The organism is Chitinimonas violaceus (assembly GCF_052601015.1).
The window spans coordinates 59,576-81,455 of record NZ_JBQXDJ010000001.1 but is presented as its reverse complement, the minus strand read 5'-3'; the positions used below and the strand labels follow the sequence as shown (position 1 = coordinate 81,455).

18 protein-coding genes are annotated in these 21,880 nt (G+C 53.1%); 5 read left to right on the top strand and 13 right to left on the bottom strand.

From position 1 onward, the window contains the following. Positions 1-101 precede the first annotated feature (101 nt). From ACUHMQ_RS00325 to ACUHMQ_RS00300, 6 genes are all read right to left on the bottom strand, one after another. Positions 102-992, bottom strand: coding sequence for a transporter substrate-binding domain-containing protein (locus ACUHMQ_RS00325; protein ID WP_445293439.1), 891 nt, complete (start codon positions 990-992; stop codon positions 102-104). A 67-nt stretch (positions 993-1,059) separates the two neighbouring features. Further along, entirely contained in the window at positions 1,060-1,794 is a 735-nt protein-coding gene (locus ACUHMQ_RS00320; protein WP_445293581.1) for an amino acid ABC transporter ATP-binding protein, read from the bottom strand. Positions 1,795-1,929: 135 nt separating this feature from the next. Next, complete coding sequence (rsmA, locus tag ACUHMQ_RS00315) at positions 1,930-2,727, bottom strand: 16S rRNA (adenine(1518)-N(6)/adenine(1519)-N(6))-dimethyltransferase RsmA (protein WP_445293580.1); 798 nt, start codon at positions 2,725-2,727, stop codon at positions 1,930-1,932. A gap of 42 nt (positions 2,728-2,769) precedes the next feature. After that, a complete protein-coding gene (gene pdxA / locus ACUHMQ_RS00310; protein ID WP_445293438.1) occupies positions 2,770-3,774 on the bottom strand; it encodes a 4-hydroxythreonine-4-phosphate dehydrogenase PdxA in 1,005 nt (334 codons plus the stop codon). A gap of 163 nt (positions 3,775-3,937) precedes the next feature. Next, positions 3,938-5,230 carry a peptidylprolyl isomerase gene (locus tag ACUHMQ_RS00305; RefSeq protein WP_445293437.1) on the bottom strand — a complete coding sequence of 431 codons (1,293 nt, stop codon included), beginning with the start codon at positions 5,228-5,230 and terminating at the stop codon, positions 3,938-3,940. A 2-nt stretch (positions 5,231-5,232) separates the two neighbouring features. Continuing rightward, the gene (locus ACUHMQ_RS00300) at positions 5,233-7,425 is read right to left on the bottom strand and encodes an LPS-assembly protein LptD (protein ID WP_445293436.1); all 2,193 of its coding nucleotides are present in this window, start codon (positions 7,423-7,425) and stop codon (positions 5,233-5,235) included. A 70-nt stretch (positions 7,426-7,495) separates the two neighbouring features. Here ACUHMQ_RS00300 and ACUHMQ_RS00295 point away from each other — a divergent pair, with 70 nt between their 5' ends. Next, positions 7,496-8,578, top strand: a complete 1,083-nt coding sequence (locus ACUHMQ_RS00295) for an aminoglycoside phosphotransferase family protein (RefSeq protein WP_445293435.1) — start codon at positions 7,496-7,498, stop codon at positions 8,576-8,578. A gap of 121 nt (positions 8,579-8,699) precedes the next feature. After that, positions 8,700-9,677 (top strand): hypothetical protein, encoded by a 978-nt coding sequence (locus ACUHMQ_RS00290; RefSeq protein ID WP_445293434.1) that lies wholly within the window; start codon positions 8,700-8,702, stop codon positions 9,675-9,677. 254 nt (positions 9,678-9,931) lie between these two features. Here ACUHMQ_RS00290 and ACUHMQ_RS00285 read toward each other — a convergent pair whose 3' ends face one another. After that, the gene (locus tag ACUHMQ_RS00285; protein WP_445293433.1) at positions 9,932-10,111 is read right to left on the bottom strand and encodes a hypothetical protein; all 180 of its coding nucleotides are present in this window, start codon (positions 10,109-10,111) and stop codon (positions 9,932-9,934) included. 449 nt (positions 10,112-10,560) lie between these two features. Here ACUHMQ_RS00285 and ltaE point away from each other — a divergent pair, with 449 nt between their 5' ends. The 3 genes from ltaE to ACUHMQ_RS00270 all read left to right on the top strand — a co-directional run bounded on the left by ltaE (position 10,561) and on the right by ACUHMQ_RS00270 (position 12,536). Further along, positions 10,561-11,604: a low-specificity L-threonine aldolase gene (gene ltaE, locus ACUHMQ_RS00280; protein ID WP_445293432.1), complete on the top strand. Its 1,044-nt coding sequence runs from the start codon at positions 10,561-10,563 to the stop codon at positions 11,602-11,604. 1 nt (position 11,605) lies between these two features. Next, entirely contained in the window at positions 11,606-12,286 is a 681-nt protein-coding gene (gene murU / locus ACUHMQ_RS00275; RefSeq protein WP_445293431.1) for an N-acetylmuramate alpha-1-phosphate uridylyltransferase MurU, read from the top strand. A 70-nt stretch (positions 12,287-12,356) separates the two neighbouring features. Next, a complete protein-coding gene (locus ACUHMQ_RS00270) occupies positions 12,357-12,536 on the top strand; it encodes a hypothetical protein (protein ID WP_445293430.1) in 180 nt (59 codons plus the stop codon). A 184-nt stretch (positions 12,537-12,720) separates the two neighbouring features. Here ACUHMQ_RS00270 and ACUHMQ_RS00265 read toward each other — a convergent pair whose 3' ends face one another. The 6 genes from ACUHMQ_RS00265 to ACUHMQ_RS00240 form a co-directional block, all read right to left on the bottom strand. After that, a complete protein-coding gene (locus ACUHMQ_RS00265; protein ID WP_445293429.1) occupies positions 12,721-13,437 on the bottom strand; it encodes a hypothetical protein in 717 nt (238 codons plus the stop codon). Between the two features lie 342 nt (positions 13,438-13,779). Further along, a complete protein-coding gene (locus ACUHMQ_RS00260) occupies positions 13,780-16,626 on the bottom strand; it encodes an EAL domain-containing protein (protein WP_445293428.1) in 2,847 nt (948 codons plus the stop codon). Between the two features lie 119 nt (positions 16,627-16,745). Continuing rightward, positions 16,746-18,065, bottom strand: a complete 1,320-nt coding sequence (gene argA, locus ACUHMQ_RS00255) for an amino-acid N-acetyltransferase (protein WP_445293427.1) — start codon at positions 18,063-18,065, stop codon at positions 16,746-16,748. 387 nt (positions 18,066-18,452) lie between these two features. Beyond that, positions 18,453-20,813 carry a putative bifunctional diguanylate cyclase/phosphodiesterase gene (locus ACUHMQ_RS00250; RefSeq protein ID WP_445293426.1) on the bottom strand — a complete coding sequence of 787 codons (2,361 nt, stop codon included), beginning with the start codon at positions 20,811-20,813 and terminating at the stop codon, positions 18,453-18,455. Then, on the bottom strand, positions 20,800-21,411 hold the full coding sequence (locus ACUHMQ_RS00245; protein WP_445293425.1) for a hypothetical protein: 612 nt from the start codon (positions 21,409-21,411) through the stop codon (positions 20,800-20,802). Before ACUHMQ_RS00245 ends, ACUHMQ_RS00250 begins: the two co-directional genes overlap by 14 nt. Continuing rightward, positions 21,408-21,830, bottom strand: a complete 423-nt coding sequence (locus ACUHMQ_RS00240) for a group I truncated hemoglobin (protein ID WP_445293424.1) — start codon at positions 21,828-21,830, stop codon at positions 21,408-21,410. Before ACUHMQ_RS00240 ends, ACUHMQ_RS00245 begins: the two co-directional genes overlap by 4 nt. Between the last annotated feature and the right edge of the window lie 50 nt (positions 21,831-21,880).

The window sequence follows — 21,880 nt, the reverse complement described above, 5'->3', positions numbered from 1 at the left end:
ACAAAAGGGGGCCTTTCAGCCCCCTCCGGGCACTTTGCGAAGCGCTTGTCACAACCAGATGACAGCGGTTGTCAAAGTACCATCTACTTCTGCTTCAGCAGTCAGATCCCGACATCATTCGGGTTCTTGATCGCTTCCTTCAGCTTCTCACTCATCGGCAGATTGATGGTGATGTTCTTGGGTGGAATCGGCTTCATGAACCATTTATCGTAGATTTTGTTGATCTCACCTGACTTATAAAGACCCACCAAGGTCTCATCCGCCACCTTCTTAAACTGTGGGTCGTCCTTACGCATCATAATGCCGTAAGGCTCCACCGATAGTGCCGGGCCGACGATAGTGAAATCCTTCGGATTCTTGTTATTGGCAATCAGGCTGGCCAACAACACATCATCCATCACGAAAGCCGCGGCACGACCCGTTTCCACCATCAGGAAGCTCTCGGCATGGTCCTTGGCGTAAACGTTCTTCACGTCGATGGAGTGGCCTTGCTCATTTTGCTTGATGTAACGATCGGAAGTAGTGCCAGTGGTCGTCACTACAGGCTTGCCGCTCAAATCATCCAGACTCTTGATACCGGAATCAGCGCGAACCAACATGCGTACAGAGGTGACAAAGTAAGAGTCACTGAAGGCAACCTGCTTTTGACGTTCCTTCGAATTAGTTGTAGAGCCGCACTCCAGATCGATTGTGCCGTTCACCATCAAAGCGGTACGGGTCTGTGAGGTAACCGGGACCAGCTTCACGACCAAGGAAGGCTTATTCAGCTTCTTCTTTACCGCAGCAACCACCTGGTTGCACAGGTCCATGGCGTAGCCAACCGGCTTTTGCTTGTCATCCAGATAGGAGAATGGAATTGAAGATTCACGGTGACCAACAGTGATGATGCCGCTTTCGTTGACCTTTTGAAGCGTGCCGGTCAACTCTTCGGCCTTGGCGGTACCGACAAAAGCAGCAGCCAGAGCGGCCGACAGGATCAGGATTTTGCGCATTGCTCAGTATCTCCTTCTTTAGATATTCGACAGTATCGTGGCCCGTCTGTCATGACTATAGCCACGATCAATGCATTGGCGTTAAAACCTGCTGCAGAAACTGTTTGGCGCGCTCAGATTTAGGCGCGCTGAAAAATTCTGTCGGCGTAGCCATTTCTACGACCTCACCCTGATCGAGAAATACCACCCTGTCCGCCACTTCACGGGCAAAACCCATCTCATGGGTAACGCACATCATCGTAATGCCCGTGTGCGCCAAGTCCTTCATTACCTTCAACACTTCACCAATCATTTCAGGGTCCAGCGCCGAGGTTGGCTCATCAAACAACATAACCTTGGGCCGCATGGCCAAGCCACGGGCAATCGCCACACGCTGCTGCTGGCCGCCCGATAGCTGATTGGGGAAAGCATCGCGCTTATTGGCAAGCCCAACCTTTCCGAGCAGCTCCTCTGCGAGGGCGACAGCCTCGGCCTGCGGCTGCTTACGAACCTGAATCGGCGCCAGTGTGATGTTATCGAGCACTGTCAGATGCGGATAAAGGTTGAAATGCTGAAAGACAAAGCCGACATCCGCACGAACTTCATTAATGTTCGTTTTTGGGTCGGTCACATTGTGGCCGTTAACCCAGATCTCGCCAGAACCAATAGTTTCAAGCTGATTCACTGTGCGGATAAGGGTGGACTTACCAGACCCGGAAGGCCCGCAAATTACTACGACCTCACCTTCTTTTACCGAGAGATCTACATTCTTAAGGACATGTAAGTCCTTGAACCATTTGTTGACTGCGTTAAATCGGATAATAGACACTGAAGGTTCCTGTCGTATCGGCAAAGTGTAGCCATGCAAAACCGAGCTACAAGCGGGAATTCCCTAACAAATTGACAAATAGCAGGGAAAACACCTAGATCATCCGTATTTTCTCAGATTCTACTGTAGTTATATACCAACATTTGCTTGTATGTGGTTTGTTAGGCGTACGTAGTCCAATACGGGCAGGTTCTCCGGCCGGATTCCCGAGTCGATACCCAAGGCTTCGAAGTTCGCATCAGCGACAACACCTTTGAGATTGTTACGCAGAGTCTTACGGCGTTGCGAGAATGCCTGAGCCACCAGTTTTTCCAACGCCGCCAGATCTGTGGCCTGCAGTTCAAATGGTCGGGGGATCATACGCACAATGGCGGAATCCACCTTGGGCGGAGGGAAAAAAGCATCCGGCGGCACATCTAGCAGTTTTTCCATATGGAAATGGTACTGCAGCATCACACTCAGACGGCCGTAGTCTGCATTGCTGGGCTCAGCCACCATCCGCAGCACCACTTCGTTTTGCAGCATGAAATGGCAATCATTGATTTGCGATGCAAATTCAGCCAGATGGAATAACAATGGGGTCGAGATGTTATAGGGAAGATTGCCAACCAGACGAATCTGGCCACTAGGCGCGATTTGATCAGCCAGCGCACGGAAATCAAACTTCAATGCGTCAAAATTGTGAATAACCAGCTTATCGGCAGAGAAACGGCCAGTGAGGTTAGCCACGATATCGCGGTCGATCTCAACGGCATGCAGCGTATTGAGCTTATCCAATAACGGTTGGGTAAGCGCAGCCAGCCCAGGGCCGATCTCGACCATGGCGTCGTTAGATTGCGGGTTAATACAGCTGATGATGTCACGGATGACACCTTGGTCCTGCAGGAAGTTCTGGCCAAAACGTTTACGGGGGATATGCGGTTTCATGGCCGACATTGTAGGGCCATCCTGCCAACCGCCAAAGCTACATCAACATGACTGCGCCAATGCAATGGCCAAGGCTACCGCAGCTGTCAGCGAGCCGCCATCGGCCTTGCCTGTGCCTGCCAAATCCAGCGCAGTACCATGGTCAACCGATGTACGGATCAACGGCAAACCCAAGGTGATATTGATACCCTGGCCAAAAGTAGCGTGCTTAAGCACAGGCAGGCCTTGGTCGTGATACATCGCCAGCACCGCGTCGGCTTGCTTCAGAATAGGGGGGTTGAACAATGTATCCGCAGGCAAAGGCCCAACCAACTGCATGCCTTCGCCACGCAGCTGTTCCAAAACCGGAATGATCACATCCAACTCCTCACGACCAAGATGCCCGCCCTCTCCCGCGTGCGGGTTCAAGCCCGCAACAAGAATACGTGGTTGAGGCAAGCCAAATTTGCTGACCAAATCCGCATGCAGAATACGCAGGGTTTGCATCAGCGACTCGACATTGATCGTATCTGCCACCTCACGAAGCGGTAGATGGGTGGTAGCCAGCGCAACACGCAGCGCATAGCCAGGAGCCACGATATCGCACTGCCCAGCCAGCATCATCACCACCTGTGACGTATTGGTCTGCTCTGCCAAGTATTCAGTGTGGCCGGTAAAGTGCGTATGCCCCGCGTCGCAGATCACCCCTTTATGCAGCGGGGCGGTCACCATGGCATCGAACTCTCCGGACTGACACCCGGCAACTGCGCGATCCAGCAAGGCCAGGACATGATTGGCATTGCGCACATCCAGCTGGCCAGCCATACACGGCACCACCAACGGGATATGCAGGACTTCAATGCAGCCTGGTTGGCATTTAGTCGTCGGGTCGTAATCACGCAGACGCGCTGCTGATAAGGACAACCCTACACGCTCTTTCAGCAAATCGCGATCACCCAGCAATACCAACCGCGCATTAAAACCGTTCGGGTTCAATGCTGCGGCAAGTTCAGGACCGATACCTGCGGGCTCGCCACAGGTTATGGCAATCGTGGGGATGGATGACATTGCGTTATCCCAAAATTCCGAGCTGAAAACAAACATCCCCGCCTTAGAACCTGTTTACGATCTGTCGTGAGCGGTTGTCAGCAGGGTACAGAGCAACACATAACCCTGATCACGGCTGCGTAGCAATATCCGTCGTAAACAGGTTCTCGGCGGGGATGGCTGGTTATTTCTCGTCCAGACGCAATTCAACAAATGCCTGATCACGCATCTGGCGGGACCAATCTTCAAATTGTTCGTCGGCCTTACGTTCGCGCAGCTCGGTACGCACCCGCACCTTTTCCCGGTCAAGGGTTACATCCTGGTCTCGGCGCTCGATCACTTGAATAAGGTGCCAACCAAATTGGGTACGCACAGGCTGCGAAATATCACCTGGATTCAAGGCATTCATTGCCTGCTCGAAGTCAGGCACCGTATCACCAGGGGAAATCCAGTCTAGGTCCCCTCCTTTTGAGGCGGAACCATCTTCGGAATGCAACTTAGCTTGCTCAGCAAAGTCGAGTCCGTTGACCAAACGATCACGAATTTCGCTGATCCGTTGTTTGGCATCGGTATCCGAAGTCAGCTCGTTTACTTTGACTAGCAGATGGCGTGCGTGCGTCTGGCGGACCACCTCTTTGCCATCACGCTGGCGCTTTTCATTTAGCTGGATAATGTGAAAACCAGCCGGGCTACGCAAGATACTGGTGTGTTGACCCGCTTCCAGTGGGTTGACCGCTTCCAGGAACAGCGGCGGCAACCGGCCGGCCGAACGCCACCCCAGGTCTCCCCCTTGTAGCGCATCACCAGCATCCGAGAAACCTGCGGCGACCTCAGCAAAAGGTTTGCCGCTTGTTAATGCACGCAATGCAGTTTCAGCACGCTGGCCACGTTGCGCAACAACATCAGGAGCCGCCCCTTCGGGAATGGCAACCAGGATATGACTCAGCTTGTATTCCTGTTCGGCATGAGCAGCATCCTTGTTGGCCGTCAGATATTGGTCCACCTCAACATCAGTGACGAACACTCGGCTATCCACTTCACGTTCGCGCAGGCGTTGCAGCAACAAGTCCTGGCGAATCTGCTCACGGAAAGTCTTGAAGCTCGTACCTTCCTTCTCCAAAGCCTGGCGGAACTGGGGCAGACTCAGTTTGTTCTGCTCGGCAATACGCTCAACGGTCTGGTCCAGTTGCCGGTCATCCACCCGCAAACCAGTATCCGCCGCAAAGTCGGCCTGAACACGCTCATTCACCATCCGATCAAGCACTTGGCGGCGCAATACATCGTCGGCCGGAGGGGAAACCTTCTGGCGAGCAAAGTTCTGTACTACGGTCTGAACACGCGTGCTAAGTTCATTCTCGGTGATCACCGATTTATTGACGACCGCCACAATACGATCGAGTGACATCGGCTCGGCGTTGGCCGAAAGGCACAGAACGGCAACAATGAGAAACGTGGTAAGACGAGAAATGGGGAACATAATCAATTCAGTTTGGTGTAACCAGGAATACTGTCTCTGAGAGTCTGCAGCGGATTAGTGCCGATAGGTGCCAGATCGTTCAGTTCCAGCTGAAGGAAAAAGGTACGACTGGTTTCGTTGGCCGTATTGACGAAACGCTGGCTGACGGCTCGGAAAACCCAGCAGCCGCCATTGTATTCGAGCCCAGCCAGAGACTCCAAAGCTCGGCCATTAGGCAGCGACCAGTTATAACGCGCAATCGCATGAATCTTGCGCGTCAGCGGCCATTGCCCCGAGATGTCGGCTTGCTCGATATTGTGGCGCCGGTCGACACGGTAACCGAGGTTAAGCAGGCTACCGGGCATAGGCTGATAGCGCAGGTTAAGACCCGACTTACGTGTGAGTCTCTTCTGTTGGTCATACTGCCAGCTGGCATCCAGCCACCAATTTTCATGCGGTCGACCCCCTACGGTTGCTATCAGGTCCGACGCTGTCACATCATCGCCACGGGCAGTTTCATTCAAGGTCACCCGCTGTGAATCAAAATAGAAGCGCTGGCCGATTGCAAACCGTGCACGTTCAATGCCCGAATCCCGTTCGAACAAGCGCGAGGTCAATGCCATCGTCAACTGATTGGCATCATTGATTCGGTCGCCACCCGTGTACTGGTTCTCACTGAACATCTGCGCAAAATTGAAGTCCGCCACACCCGAATCAAAGTTGGGGAATGCCGACTGATCACGATAGGGGATACGCACGTAATAGGCTCGGGGTTCCAAAGACTGGACCATCTCGGTACCAAACCAATTGGTGTCCCTGTCGAAATAAACACCGGAATCAACGCTGAATACCGGCAGATTACGATTCAACTTACCGCCGCCATCCAGCGTATATCGGGTGAGATGCGCCCCGATTCGAGGGGTGATAAAGCCCCAGCTACGCTCAAACGGCAGGCTGACGCTGGGATAAAGAATGCTGCGTTTACCATCCAACGGGGTCCGGCTATTCAACCCATTTAACCCGTTCAACTGGCTGCCGTATTTAAATACTGTCGCCTCCCCACTGAGATCGAAACGGTAGAGAGACCGCAGATCGGGAGAATAGTTGAAGTTGAACTGCGGCATACGCGCATACGGTGGGACAACAGGATTCGCCACATCCTGCAACGTCTGGTAACGCTGCACCAATAACTGCATATTCAGACCCGGTACCGCATAGGTAAGCAAGCCTTGCCGAGGCAAAAACGTCTGCGACGCTACAGCCAAACGGTCACCAAAGTCGACAAAGTAGCGGTCATCCGATGCTTTCTGCCAATTCAGCTCACCTGTCAGGTTGTCAGCCAGCATGTGTTTATGCTGAAGGTTTATCGCGTAACGACTCCCCCCCCAATTAGAGTCGTCTTTAGCGCGGTCACCTTTGAAATTGCGATCATTGCCAATCCATTCCACATTGGCCTTGCCGGAAAAGCTGGGCTCCAGATAGCGGAACTCGTTATTCAGCAATACCCCCCGCTTGGTAATCACCCGCGGTGCAATCGTGGCATCCATATTCGGGGCGATATTCCAATAATAGGGTATTGAGATTTCCGTCCCCCCTGCTCGTGTCAGGTTGAAAGAGGGGGTCAATAAACCAGACTTGCGCGAGCCATCCAACGAGAAATCGAAATATGGAGAATAGAGGATAGGCACCCCCTTGAACTCGATCGTGCTACTGCGGGCAACACCCAGATTCCGGTTGTAATCGAGCTTCAATTGTTCGGCCTTCAGGAACCAATCATCTTCCCCGACAGAACAAGTAGTGAAACGAGCCTTCTGCAGCCGATATTTACCCGGGCCGTCGAACAACAGTTTTAGTGCATCACCCCGCCCTTGCTTCTTGCCGCTGCCAAGCCGAAAGCTAGGTGTGGAGATCTCGCCCGTACGATCGGTCTCTCTGAGATGGAAAAGGCCACCCTCCACCACATTTCGATCTTCCGTAAGCCGGGTGTGATCACCCGCACGTAATTCCTTCGTATCTTGAAACAGGGTTACCCAATCCGCTTCAACGCGCCGGCCATCACGATCTATTTGCACATTCCCTTGGGCCTTCACTGTGGCCGTACCCTGGCCATCGACTTGATCGGCAAGGATGGTGCTACTACCCGGCACGTCTTCGGCTTGGGCAGAAAAGGCGGCGCATAGGGCCAGGATGAGGGGAGTTGGGCAAAAACGCGGCATGGACGCGAAACAGGGGGAAACTCGAAGTGCGCTAAAATCGCACACTTTCCCGCTTCGCACAAACCTACCCATGGAACGAATCAATACGCTGCGCCAATGGCTACAAGCTCAGCTTGGCACATCCCCTAGTTTGTCCGACCCAATCGGTGACGCCAGCAGCCGCCGCTACTTCCGCGTGCAGCTTGCCGATGGCAGCAGTCGGATTGCCATGGATACCCCGCCTGACCGTAACGACCTGCGACCCTTTATTCAGATTGCAACGTTGCTGAAACCCGTACTACGGGTGCCAACAATCCTGGCCCAAGACCTTGCACAAGGTTTTTTGCTCCTGGATGACCTCGGTGATATCGACCTGCAAACTGCTCTAGCCTCGTTACGCTCACCAGACGACCCTAGCCGAAGCCAACGCGAGCAGGAGGAAATTGACCGCCAAGTCTGTGCCCAGGCAGAAGTGCTGTACCGCTGGGTAATCCAAGATCTGATTGCCTTGCAGTGCGACACTCCCACTGAAAACCTACCGGTTTACAGTGCGGACATCATGGTGGACGACCTGAACCGTTTTGCTGAATGGTATGCGGACAAACATCTAGGCAAACCGCTGCAAGGCGATGACTTGGCTGTATGGGAGCGTAGCCGCGCCCTCCTCGTTGCGCGCGCGCAAGGGCAGGGGAAGGTGGCAGTCCACTTCGACTTTCACTGCCGCAATCTGATAGTCGGCCATTCTCAAGGGCCACAGGCCGGGCTAGCAGAGCAGGTCGGCGTCATCGACTTCCAGGATGCGCGCCTGGGGCCTGTCACGTACGACCTGGCTTCCTTGCTGAAGGATATGTACGTACAGTGGCCCGAATCTTTGCGCCTTGAATTGGCAATACGATATTGGGAAGGTGCTCGTCAGGCAGGGCTGCCCGTCCCGCCCAGTTTCGATACCTTTTACGCCGAATTCGAGATCATGGGCGTGTTCCGCCAGATCCGCACGCTCGGTACCTTCGCACGTCTGGCGCATCGCGACGGCAAAATACAATACATCGACGACATGCCGATTGCGCTGAACTACCTGCGTGATACCTGCGCCCGTTATACCGAATTGCACCCGCTCTTTAAATTGCTCAACAATCTGACCAATTATCAAGTAAGCGTGGGATACACGTTCTGAGAACCTGTACACGGTACCACTGTGCAGCTGCAATCTGGCTCTTAAAGCGTATGATTTGATACACCGTTTGCCAATAGGATTGGCAAACGGCGCAACCACCTGATTGCCGAGCAAACTACACATGATCGTTCCAAAGTATTGGGCAGAAAGCAGTATTCAACATCTGCATGATAAGAAGCACATCACGGTTAAACGCTTTGGTTGGTCGGATACAGGCCTTGCAGAGGCTCAAGCACATGCCGAGTTACGTGCAAAAGAAGCGCTTCAACGCCTGATTGCCGGTGAAAAGCTACCACGCAGAGAACTCAAAAAGCCCTATAACGGTGCCGATGGCGTGCCCATTCGGGAAGAAATCATCGCGAGACATGGCGATACGGTAATAACCAGAAATCTATACGGCGCACATTGCCTCAATACCCCAGACGTCCTCTTCATTGATATCGACTTCATTTCCGATCCGTCAGTGCATCTGCAACGACCCATTGCAGTGCTGGGTACAATTATTGCGATCGCGATAGGATGGATTACCCACTCATTACTTATCGGCATAGCCCTATTTGCCGCGGTGTTGATTTTCTATCGTCCCATCTGCGCCTACCTTGTTCGATTCATCCGATATCTTCACCAAGACAACGAAGCAGGGGTTCGCGCTCGAGTCGCCCAGTTTCTCAAGACGCATCCGAGCTGGCACTTCCGCCTTTACCTAACTCCCGCCGGTATGCGGGTACTGGTCACCCATCAAACCTTCAAGCCAAGTGACCCGACCGTTAAAGCCTGCTTTGACGCTCTGAAAGCCGACCCTGTCTACGTACGGATGTGCCTGAACCAACATTGCTTTCGCGCGAGAGTCAGCCCCAAACCATGGCGAATCGGCATCAAAGACCACATCCGGCCACAGCCCGGTGTCTGGCCTGTCGATCCCAAACACATGCCACGGAGATTGGCTTGGATAGCGGAATACGAGGCAAGCGCCAAAAATTTTGCTGCTTGTCGCTTCCTCGCTGAGATTGGCAGTGGTGTTACACACTTTGACGTGGCGCCGGTTCAAAAGCTTCACGATGAGCTTTGCCAAGCGCTAAATACGCTGCCTATTGCCTGAGAACCTGTTCAAGGTCTTACGATCCAATCACCCATAATTGAACGTATACAAGTGTATGAATTTCAAAAGCGAGTTTCTCTATGAAAATGCTATGGTTTTCACTTGTTTCTGTTCTTTGCATTAGCACCACTTGGGCACAAGAGAAGTACATTTGGTGGGGCGATAGTTCGTTAGTCCAATACGGAATCCCCGAGACCGACGACCGCGCAGTGAGATTGGATTGTGAGGAAGGGCGCCTCTCCATCTCTGGGCCTTCACGCGTCGCAATTGAGGACGGTGTATCCCAAATCATGTTTGAGATAAATGGCGCACAGTTCAAACATACGGTAACGGGCGGCGAAGGTGGCGATGGAGAAAATTGGACGGCTGCTATAAAAGCGGATGATCCGATCGTCAAAGGCTTGATCGCCGGTAAGCCTTTGAAAATCGCTCATGGGCCAAACAAGTGGGTTGTACCAGGACGTGGGTCAGCGAAGGTATTGAAGGCGCTTATTTCGTCATGTCGTAAGCAATAAACAGGAATCAATTGTCAAAGCCTTGCGGATATCGCCGTTTCTTAGAACCTGTTCAAAGTTTCGCGAGCTAGAGCAAGACAAGGCGAAAACAGCTGAGGAAGCAGAGTTTACTGATGGTAAATGAGCATCCGAGGGTGTTTTCAACGCCGTATCGCTAACGCGCAGCAGACTTTGAAAAGGTTCTTATCGCCTAGTATCCGTACCCCGATGGATTTCGCGCTACCCAGCACATACGTTATCGATTCCGGCAGGTGCTTGAAATCGTAAACATCGCCAACATTTCCTCCATATACCGGCCTGACGCTAGCACTGTTGATGTGCGATAGGCCGCCCCCCCCGCCCCCCTCACTCCACAGGCAGGAAATAGCATGAGTTACCCACAAGCCGCCACAAATGGCTATAAGCTGTACGACTTCCGTTCCGACACTGTTACCAAACCAACGCCCGGCATGATGGCTGCCATGGCAGCGGCCGAGTTGGGGGACGATGTATGGGGAGACGACCCGACGGTAATCCGCTTGCAAGCGGTAGCGGCAGAGCGGCTCGGTTTCGAAACCGGTCTATTTGCACCATCCGGTACCCAAAGTAATCTGATCGGCCTGCTAACGCATTGCCAACGTGGCGATGAATACCTGGTTGGCCAGGAAGCCCATACTTATCGTTACGAGGGTGGTGGCGCAGCTGTATTTGGCAGCATTCAACCGCAGCCGTTAGAACATGCAGACGATGGCAGCCTGCCAATGGAAAAACTACGTAAGGCCGTCAAACCCATCGACCCGCATTTTGCCCGCACCCGGCTGCTGACCCTGGAGAACACAATTGCTGGCAAGGTACTGCCACCGGCATACGTGCAAGCGGCAACAGACTGGGCACACAGCATAGGCCTGGCTACTCACCTTGATGGCGCCCGCTTGTGCAACGCTGCCGTACAACAGAGAGTTCCTCTAGCTGAAATTGCCAAAGGTTTTGATTCGGTATCGATCTGTCTATCCAAAGGACTAGGTGCTCCAGTTGGATCGTTGCTATTGGGTTCACGCGATTTCATCGCCAAAGCCAAGCGGTGGCGCAAGATGTTAGGCGGCGGTATGCGGCAAGCCGGTATCCTGGCTGCTGCCGGGCTGTATGCGCTGGACCATCATGTGGAACGGCTAGCAGACGACCACCAGAATGCCACCCGCTTGGCTGAAGGCTTGAGTGCCTTACCTGGACTCAAAGTCACCCCGCCACATACAAATATCGTGTTTGTCGAAGTCGACGAAAAAGTTGCTACAGGCTTTTCCGATTACTTGGCAAAGCATGGCGTGTTGATTAGTGGTCGGGATCAACAACGCTGGGTGACACACCTCGACGTCAATGCCGATGCCGTCGAACACGCACTCAAGATCGCCCAGGGATTCTTCGAAGGTAAGTAAGATGCGAGCCATGATTCTTGCCGCCGGCCGCGGTGAACGGATGCGTCCGCTGACAGATACCACCCCCAAACCTCTGTTGGATGTAGGGGGAGAACCTTTAATAGGTTGGCATCTACGTAAGCTGGCTGCAGCCGGCATCTGCGACGTCGTCATCAATCATGCCTGGTTGGGTGAGCAGATCGAGGCGGTGCTGGGTAAAGGCACCGCCTATGGTTTGCATATCCACTACTCGGCTGAAGGAATCGCCTTGGAAACTGCCGGCGGTGTCGCCAAGGCGCTTCCTCTGTTGGGTGATGAGCCTTTTATCCTGCTATCTGCCGACATCTACACCGACTACCCATACGAGCGACTGGTTATCGCCGCAAAGCGCTTGGCCGATAGCCCTAACCAGTTAGCTCATTTGGTCCTGGCGCCTACTGATCGGTATCAGCTCGACTTCAATCTGGATGAGCAGGGTCTGGTTCGTAGTGATGGCTCACCACGCTATACCTATGCCAATCTTGCTGTGCTCAAGCCAGAACTGGTGTCCAGTGTCAGTGCAGGGCAAGCCGCCAAACTGGGACCGTTGTTACATGTGTTTGCCAGCCAGGGCCGTATCAGCGGCGAGGCATATACCGGGGCATGGTTGAACGTTGGCAGCCCAGCTGATCTGGCAGAAGCTCGCGCAGCCGCTTGTCACTAAAAGCAGGCAATTCCGCCCAAACCGCATAGCGTGCAAGTAGGCGTCGCATACCGATGCCGAGGAGACTGCTATGCGTACTTGCCTCTTTATTCTGGTTTCGTTTCTCCTGGTCGGCTGTGCCAGCCCGAAGCACGAGCAAGTGGTTGACCAGTCCTACGTGAATGCAATCAACAAGGATGCACGCCAACGTGGCAATACGGTGATCTGGCTGTCTTACCCAACGGTAAGCCAACCGGCATCACAACCTTGATTGGAACATTCGCTTGAAGTTTCACAAGGCTGGTAACACGGCCCATGTCACCTCATTGGGTTGGCATGGGTCATAGAAACCCCATCATAATCCTGCTATACAACTACCCGGTTTATGTATTGCACGAACTTGTATTAATTATTGATTTACAGCGGGCCAATATTACTTGACGCAAGAAAGTCAATTACCCCTTAATTGCAAGGTAATACGCTTGAATTTCCTTGAGGCTTTCCGCCTCATCCTTCACATACGGTAAAATTTTTGGAACTCGCATCATTACAAGCAAATCATCTTCATCTGTTAGAAAGTCCTCACCATTAATATGAGTCACATCACGCTTTCGGTAGGTAGTCGCATAAGATGCCATCGAATAAGACTGCGCTTCCTTTTCTACCTCTAGAATAGCGACAAAGCTCGCAAAGTCTGCCGACCCTTTAAATCTTATGCACAAGTAATTGTGGACTTTAATTTTATTCTCTCTCGCTTGGCCAAGTTGAATAGCATAGAGTCTATCAACTTGAACCCAAGGAATAGCAACAGCCGGTATCGACTGTATACCAAAATGTGAAGCTGTCAGCTTTATATTGACCATTGGCATTACATCTATTATTGAAAAGATACCCTTGATAGCTAATGTGAGATAAAAGAAGAAAATCAACACACTGCCAATACAAACCAGAATTGCACCCATTACACCGATAGCTTCTGCTATGGAATCCGGCGTTAATATATCCAACGTTTTCTCTATGAATTCTGAGAGAGAATGGACCTCGGCAAAGAAATCTATTACTACGCTTCCAACACCCAATAGAATAAGTAACAAGAATAGGAATAGAGCGAGAAAAGCAATCTTAGAAAGAACTACCGCTAATAGATACTTCTTTATTAAGACTGTTTCCATGACCTGCTTCTATCCAAAGTGTGGCGACCAGATGCTTAAAGGAAAACAGTATATCCTTCCAATATTTACTCCCACCAAAAGAGTAGACCAACGGAATAAATCAATGGCTAAACGTTAAGCGTGTAATTATTATTTCCGTGCATGCCATAACACGAGAAAAGAATAAAAATCTTTCGAATTCTTTTGGGAATTCTGTTTCTGTTCACATTAGTGTCACTACAGCTGTACAGACCATTAAAAAACGCCGGCCATATGGCCGGCGTTTTTTCTCATATGAAGTCTTCACATTACAGCTTCACGACACCACCGCTTGCAATAAGGAAGTCCAATAGCCGCATCCAACTATTGGCTTGCCTCATGCGTATTAAAAGTGTGGATAGCCGGGTGATCAGACGAAGGCTTATCAAGGTAATAGCCCTGAACCATGTCTACGCCAAACTCAACCAGCATGTGTAAGGTTTCCTCGTTCTCGACAAACTCGGCCACAGTCTTCTTGCCCATATCGCGGGCAATCGCCGCCATGCCTTTAACAAAAACCTGGCTGTCATGGTCACGCGGCAGATCGCGGATAAACAAGCCATCGATCTTGAGCACATGGGCTTTCAGGTGCTTGAGGTAAGCAAACGACGAAAAGCCAGCCCCAAAGTCATCGAGGCAGACCGTACAACCCGTATTGCGCAATGCTTCAATAAACCGCTGCGCATCCCGCATATCCGACACCGCGGCAGTTTCAGTCAGTTCCACCATCAGGCGTGCAGGTTGAACCTGCTGTTCCGCCAACATGGTCTTGATGTACTCAGGCAGGCTGGTTTCATCAAAACTACGACCAGAAATGTTCACCGCAACAGAAGGCATGGACGGGTACTTGGCCAGTAGGCGAACCGCCTCGCCGATTACCCAGCGATCGATATCGAGAATCTTGCCGCTTTTCTCTGCGTGTGGAATGAAATGGCCAGGGGTAATGATCTGTCCTGGATTGTTGGTGTCCTTCATCCGTACCAACGCCTCCAGGTGAGCAACTTCGCGGCTGGCTGCGTCGTAAATACCCTGGAAGTACAACACAAAGCCATCGTTCTCCAGCGCGTGCTGAATGCGCTCGTTCCAGGTCAACCGGTTAACCATCTCACGGCTGGCGTCACGCTCAGCCTGGTACATACGCCACGTTGCCTTACCCGCCGATTTCGCCTGATACATCGCGGTATCCGCATGGGCAACTAAGTCTTCTGCCGACTCGGCATGCATGGGGAACATCGCAACGCCCAAGCTGGAAGAAAGGCGTAAGGGCTGGCCATCCACCGTGAATTGAATACCCGCCACTGTCGCCACAATACGCGTAGCCAGGTTCGTGACATCTGCTTCGGTACAGTTCGGCACCAGAATGGCGAATTCATCTCCCCCTTGGCGTGCAAAGAATTCGTTACGGCGAACCTGACCGGAGATTTCCTCGGCAACCCGCTTGAGCAAGTCATCGCCGACACCATGGCCAAAGGTATCGTTCACATACTTGAACTCATCCAGGTCGAAGTAAAGAACGGCTACGTTTTCCTGATTGCGCTCCGCTTCCGCCAGCATCCGCTTCAACTGTTCCTGGAAAGCATGCCGGTTGTACAGGCCGGTCAACGCATCACGCTCGGCAAGGAACACCATGCGCTCGTTAAGGAAATGCTCCTGCGTCACATCCTCGTATACCCACAGCCGGCCGGTAACGTGGTTCTGCTCGTCACGTACAACATAACACTGCTGGGTAACGATGCGGCCATCGTTCATATTCAAGTCGCCCGGATAAGAATCCGATTCGCCCATGCTCTCACTGGCTTCCAGAAGGCTAGCAAAATCATAGTTGGCCGGCCGGTTGAGCGCATTTTGCAGTACTTGGCCGATGGGCTTACTGACAATGGCTGTACTTTCGTCGATCAGCCAAAGCGCTTTGAAAGCAGGGTTATGAAACACAATCAGGTTATGCGTATCGACAAACAGAACACCGAATCGCATAGCAGACAAAAGCGCAGTCAGCCGTGAACGCTCGCTCTCGGCGCGGGCCAGATACGTCTGGTTAAGGCCTTGCGATTGCTGCAGCTCGTACATTGCCCGCTTCATTGCAAGCCGGTCTTCCTTGAGCTGGCTGTTGTCACGGACCGAAGCACGTACACCCAGATAATTGTCGTTGCTGTCGTAGATGGGCTGCCAACTCATCGCGGCCCAGAATACTTTGCCATCACGCTTCATGGCCCTGAATTCGAAGTCCTGGCCAGCGGTACCCGTCAGCGCCTGCTTAACCGTATCGGAAACGCGGTTACGTTCCTCCAAGGTTGCCAATGGCAATGGGAAATAACGCATCTCCATGCATTCCTTCACCGCATAACCGGTAAGACGAGTTACAGATGCGTTCACCCAGACCAGTTCACCTTCGGGGCTTAACCATAGCTCCACACCATAGGTGTAGTCCGCGATAGCGAGGAATTTTTCTTCATTCTTCTTCAGTGCATCCAGTCGTTCCTGAATGCCCATGGACATCTGGTTGAAGCGCTTGGCCAATGCGCTGACCTCGTCATCCCCATCGACCTGGATCGGGTGGGGCATGCCATCGGCAGCCTGATGCTCGGCGGCTTCCATCAGCTGGTACAAACGGCGCGTCAACCAGAACCCCAGCAGCGCCAGCACCAAAGCCGAAAGCACGGCACCGACCACCACCACGCTGGCGCTCTGCAACAGCACCCGGTTGGCAGACTCACTCAACAATTCGGTGGAAAGACCAAAACGCAGCAACCCATATTGCTTACCTGCCATCTGTATATCGATACTGGCGTGCACCACTGGCGGGATGGTGCTGCGGTAATGGAGCGCCTCCAGCTGATCTGGTGGTGGCAGGGCGGTGCCTACGTCCCAACCACGGGCTGCGACGACCTTACCCTGCTGATCGAACAGCACCAGATAGTCGATACCATCCGGCGTACGCATACCATCGAGCAGTTCCGCAGCAGGGGTGTAGTCCAACGACGCCATGGGGGGCGCCAATGCCGCATTCAACAGACGTGCCAATTCCTCCACCCGTACCTCGGTGGCGCGCAGCACCATATCCGACCAGACTCGATTGACATTGGCCAGCAACACAGCAAGCACAACAAATTGCACAACCAGGATTGCCAATACCAGTCGGGCGCGCAGCGTTCGAAAGAAAGGGACCTGCATTACTCGTCTTTCAATCGAGTTTGTTCACAATCACGATTCATGCATAAGCCCAGTTTAAGCCGGGACATTGCCCGGATGCTGTTGCAATGGGCGGGTTCGCCACTCATATCTCTCCAGGTTTATAGGGACTTAATAAATACTTTAGAGCGCCGCTGCCAGTTATATAGTTCTTTCTTCTTCATCGGCAGCACGTCTATCTCTGCCGGGGCGAAACCACGTTCGATAAACCAGTGCGCTGTCCGGGTCGTCAATACGAATAAGCGGGTAATCTTGAGCCGCCGCGCTTCCCGCTCTACATGCTTGAGCAGCTGCTCGCCACGGCCACCGTCCCGATAATCGGGATGGACCGCCAACCCAGCCAACTCCGCAATGCCGCTTTCCTCAAAAGTATGCAGCGAAACGCATCCGACGATCTTGCGGTCATGCTCCAGTACAGCAAAACGTTCAACTTCCCGCTCTAGCAACTCGCGTGAACGTTTTACCAATACCCCTTGTTCCTCCAACGGCTCGATCAAGGCAAGAATGCCCCCGATATCGTCGATCACCGCACGGCGCAATGTCTCCAAAGACTCACGCGAAATCATCGTGCCGATGCCATCGTGGGTGAAAAGCTCGGTGAGCATTGCCCCATCCAGATGGCGCGAGATCAGATGCGCGCGTTTTACACCGTGGCGTACAGCCCGGATACAGCAAGGCAGGTAAAAATCCAGATCAGTTGTCGTGCTGACTTCACGTGGCACATAGGCTTCCGCTTCAGCCGCCGTCAACTCATTGAGCAACTCTCCTGCCTCATCCACCACGCCAGGCTGGTCCAACAAGAAAATCAATTTATCTGCCCCAAGAGCAACAGCTGCGGTGGTGGCTACATCCTCCAGGGTCAGATTGAAGGCTTCACCCGTAGGTGAATATCCCACCGGCGACAGCAGAATTGTCTCACCAAACTCCAGTCTGTCGCGCATCGCGGCAACATCTAACTTGCGGACTTCACCGGTGTATTGCATGTCCTCGCCCTCACGCACTCCCATGGGCTGGGCCGTAACGAAGTTACCCCCAGCAACACGAATGTCCGCATTTGCCATGGGCGAATTGGCCAAGCCCATGGATAATCCAGCTTCGATCTCGAAACGCACCTGCCCAATTGCCTGCAATACCGGGACGATGGCATCACGCTCCGTTACCCGGATGCCGCGCTCCAGGCGCAAAGGCAACCCGGCCTCTTCGAGCCGCTCACTGATTTGCGGACGGGCGCCATGCACCAGCACCAGATTCACCCCCAGGCTGACCAGCGTATTGAGGTCATGTGCCAACGAACCGAAATCACCATCGCGAACCAGATCCCCACCAAAAGCCACGACAAAGGTGCGCCCGCGAAAGGCGTGGATATAGGGCGCCGCTTGACGAAACCAGAAGACAAATTCAGGGGAACCGATTTCAGGCATAGCTTGGTTTCTATTGGGATAAAAAGGTTTACACGTACGTTAGCGATATATGACCGTGCAAACTCAGGGGTACGCGATATTCTTTTTCTAGATTAAGGGAAAGGACCATCGCCCCTGAAAACAGGCGCACAGCACAGAGGGTGGACGACCAAGGGCGCAAGATTAACAGAAGCAGATACAAGATCGTCCAAGAACCTATTCACGATCTGCCACGCACATCCGTCAGCAGAGTAAAGCGCAGCACAGGAATCGGAATGTACTTTTGTACACGAGGCTGCGAACTTCTTGGTGCGATAGCGCCGTAGCAGTTCGGCGTCCCCCTTGCGGGGGCTTTCGAACAGCAAATGAGCCCTGATCACGGTTGCGCAGTAAGATCGCCAACTGGTTCTAATAGGCTTCTTGCCGGGCCATACGCCAGCGATCGAACTCCTCCGCCGGCATCGGCTTACCAAACACGAAGCCTTGAATACTATCGCATCCCATCTCCGCCAGTATCCTGACCACCCCCATATCTTCAACACCTTCAGCGACAACCTTCAAGCCCAAGCGGTGACCCAGATCGATAGTGGAACGAACAATCTGCGCATCACCCACATTGCTGGCGAGTTCGATGACGAAAGCACGGTCTATCTTCAGCTCGGTAATCGGCAAACGGCGGATATACGCCAACGACGAATAGCCCGTGCCATAATCATCAATCGCCAACGATAATCCCAGCGCTCGCAGCTTTTGCAGCACATCAAGCGCCTGAGCGGGTTCATCCATAAAACCGCTTTCCGTGATTTCCAGGCATAGATATTCAGGCGGCAGACTGGCCCTATCTATCAGGGCGGCTATTGCCGCAACCAGCCCCTGGTCGAGCAGGTCCCGGGTGGAAAGATTGACTGATACCTTAACCGGCCTACCTTCCCTCAGCCATTTCCCTGCCTGGGCGATAACCCTTACCAGCACCCAGCGGGTCAGCTCCTTGATATAGCCAGTCTGTTCCGCAAAGGGAATGAACTCACCAGGGGAAACAAATCCCTTGGTTGGATGCTTCCAGCGCACCAGGGCTTCCGCCTCATCCGCCGGATGAATACCAAGACCGACCTTGGGCTGGTAATAGACAACCAATTCATCGTGTTCCACCGCCTGCTGCAAATCACCCAGCAGTGACAGATGCTCCTCACGAAATGTTCGCGAACCAGGGTCGTATAGTGCATGGTGCAATCCACTGCGCTTGGCGTGATACATCGCTACATCAACACAACGGATCAAATCAGCAGCAGTATCGCCATGTTCAGGGAAACCCACCAAGCCCATGCTCGCTCGTATATCGAGCGGCCGGCCATCAAGGTTGAAGCGTTGGGCAAACACATTGTGAATGCGATCAATTCGTTGCAAGGCAGTACTTATAGATACATCGGGCAGCAATAGAGCAAACTCGTCACCGGCCAGCCGCGCCACAGTATCGCCTTCATTCACTACAGCAACCAGGCGTAGCCCTACCTCGACCAGCACACGGTCGCCATTCGGGTGGCCCAGGGTATCGTTAATCTGCTGAAATCGATCCAGGCCCACCAGTATTACGGTAAGCGGATATTGGCGGAGCTGGGCATCTGTAATCGCCTCATCCAGACACTGGCTGAACCGCACACGGTTAGGCAGACCTGTCAGACTGTCCTGAAATGCCAGCTTGCTGATTTCCGCCTCACGCAGCGCAATCGCTTCCTGCATATGCTCCAGGCTTCCTGCCAGCTGGCCGATCTCACTCGTATCACGAACTGATATCACCTGCTGATAATCTCCTGCCTGTATATGCCTTGCCACCCCGGCCAACGTCCTGAGCGGGTCGGTGATCCTGCGCGCCAATCTGGCGCCTATGATCGAACCAATGACCAATGCAACAATCGCCAAGAGAATAGAGATGCCACGCAGCTTGTATGCGGGCAGCAAGGCCACATCCAACGAACCTGCCAGCAAGGCATAGACATGTCCTTGTTGGGTCTCACCCAGCAACGCCAAACGGGTTTCGAATGTCTCACCATTCAATTGCAACAGGCCTGCTGTTGGGAACTGATTCAACACTGCCCGCAAAGACTGGCGTTGCTCCGGTGAGAAGGTGGAGGCAAGCAACTGCCAATTGGCTCCATCACGCTTCAGGAAGGACACATGTACGCCGGCAAGGCTGTGTAGCTCACTTGCCCGGCGCTCATCCATCGGAAAGCCGATTGTGATCCAAGCAATCGTTGTGGGTGCACGTACAGGCACAACAACAATCCGATACAACAGGCCATCGATCAATTCGATACTGCTGGCTTTCCCCCGCCTCTCGGCTTCAATCAGCAGGGTATTGAAAGGGTAGGTTCTTCCAGATTGATCAGGGTGAAGGGTGTCAGCAAGTAATTGGTTATCAAGACTGGACAGCATGGCCATGGAAGCACCGATGCGGCGACTATGGTTGTTCAACGCTGACAACAAGGTATCTCTGTCGCCAGTACCAATTGCCTCACGAAGACCGTAATCCCCAGCCAGTACGCTTGCTCCCTTTATCAGGTCGCTGGTGTTGTACTCCAAAAGGCGGCGAAAGACTTTCTCGTCCGACTCCAGGGCAACCGCCGCGGTTCCCCGGAAGATGCTCATATTCACAGCGCTGACCATCACAAATGCCACGCCAAGCATCACGGCCAATAGGCCGGTGAAATGCAGAACAATGCGAAATTCGAGGCTGTGCCGCCACCGAAGCCAGTAGTTCTTAATAGTTTGCATGGACTGCAGCGGGAGGAGGCGCGAGCTTCATATGAAATACGAAATTGGATTCAGCACCAGGCCCGACCCGGATCTTCTGAGGCGGCAGTTCCGAAGTCTGATAGGGGTGCCAAATACGCAGTGTGTAATCACCAGCCGGCAGGTTATCGAGGGAAGCGCTCCCTTTTGCATTGCTGGTATCAAACCAGGGGGTATCCACCACCAGTAGATAACCAACCATCCAGTCATGGATATTGCACCCCAGTACCACCAAACCCGGTGTATCGAACACCACCGGGTCGGAAGGTGTACCGGAATAAAGCTTCAGGTCGAATACCTTGGTGCGGGAAAAGGAATAGATGTTGTGACGGATATTGTCCTTGTTCGGGAACCGGACTGCCGTCCCTACCTGCACAACACTCACTAGGGGGACAAATTCCTTGTTCACCTGGTCTATCGTGCCTGCCAGCTTTCCCTTAGGCGCCTTGCCACCAACCGGTTCGGCATAGACAACAGCATTGGCCACCCCCTGCTCACTGGGGTTGAGTATCTGGACGTTGATCTTTGCTGCGCAGAACAAGGGCAGAAAAGCCAACATGGGCAGCCATGCCAGCCTCATTTTCTGGGTTCCACGATGTCCCGTTTCATGGGTGCAAGCAGTACCAGCAGCGCATTCTTATCCGCCTGCGCCACATGGCGCGCATCCAATACCTTGCGCAAATGTTCAACCATGGCATAGAGCTCGGCCTCGCTGATACCCAGACCAGTGTGACTCTGCTTCATGGTATCGCCCGAATATTGGCATGGACCGCCAGTAAGCGAGCATAAATGCTCAGTTACTTTTTGCTTGAGCCGGGGCAGATTCACCTTGTCGAAACTACGGCTGGTCTTTGGAGAGCTTGCCGTCAGATCCAGCAATTCACTGGTAATTTCCCGAACACCAGTCTCACCACCCAAGCGCTCATATAGGCTATCCGCCTTTGCGGGTAAAGCCAGAAACAGCACGCAAATACACAAACACCACAGACGGTAAAACATGGATAGCCCTCGACTGGTGAAAGTACGATGGCAGTATAGACTGCAGATAT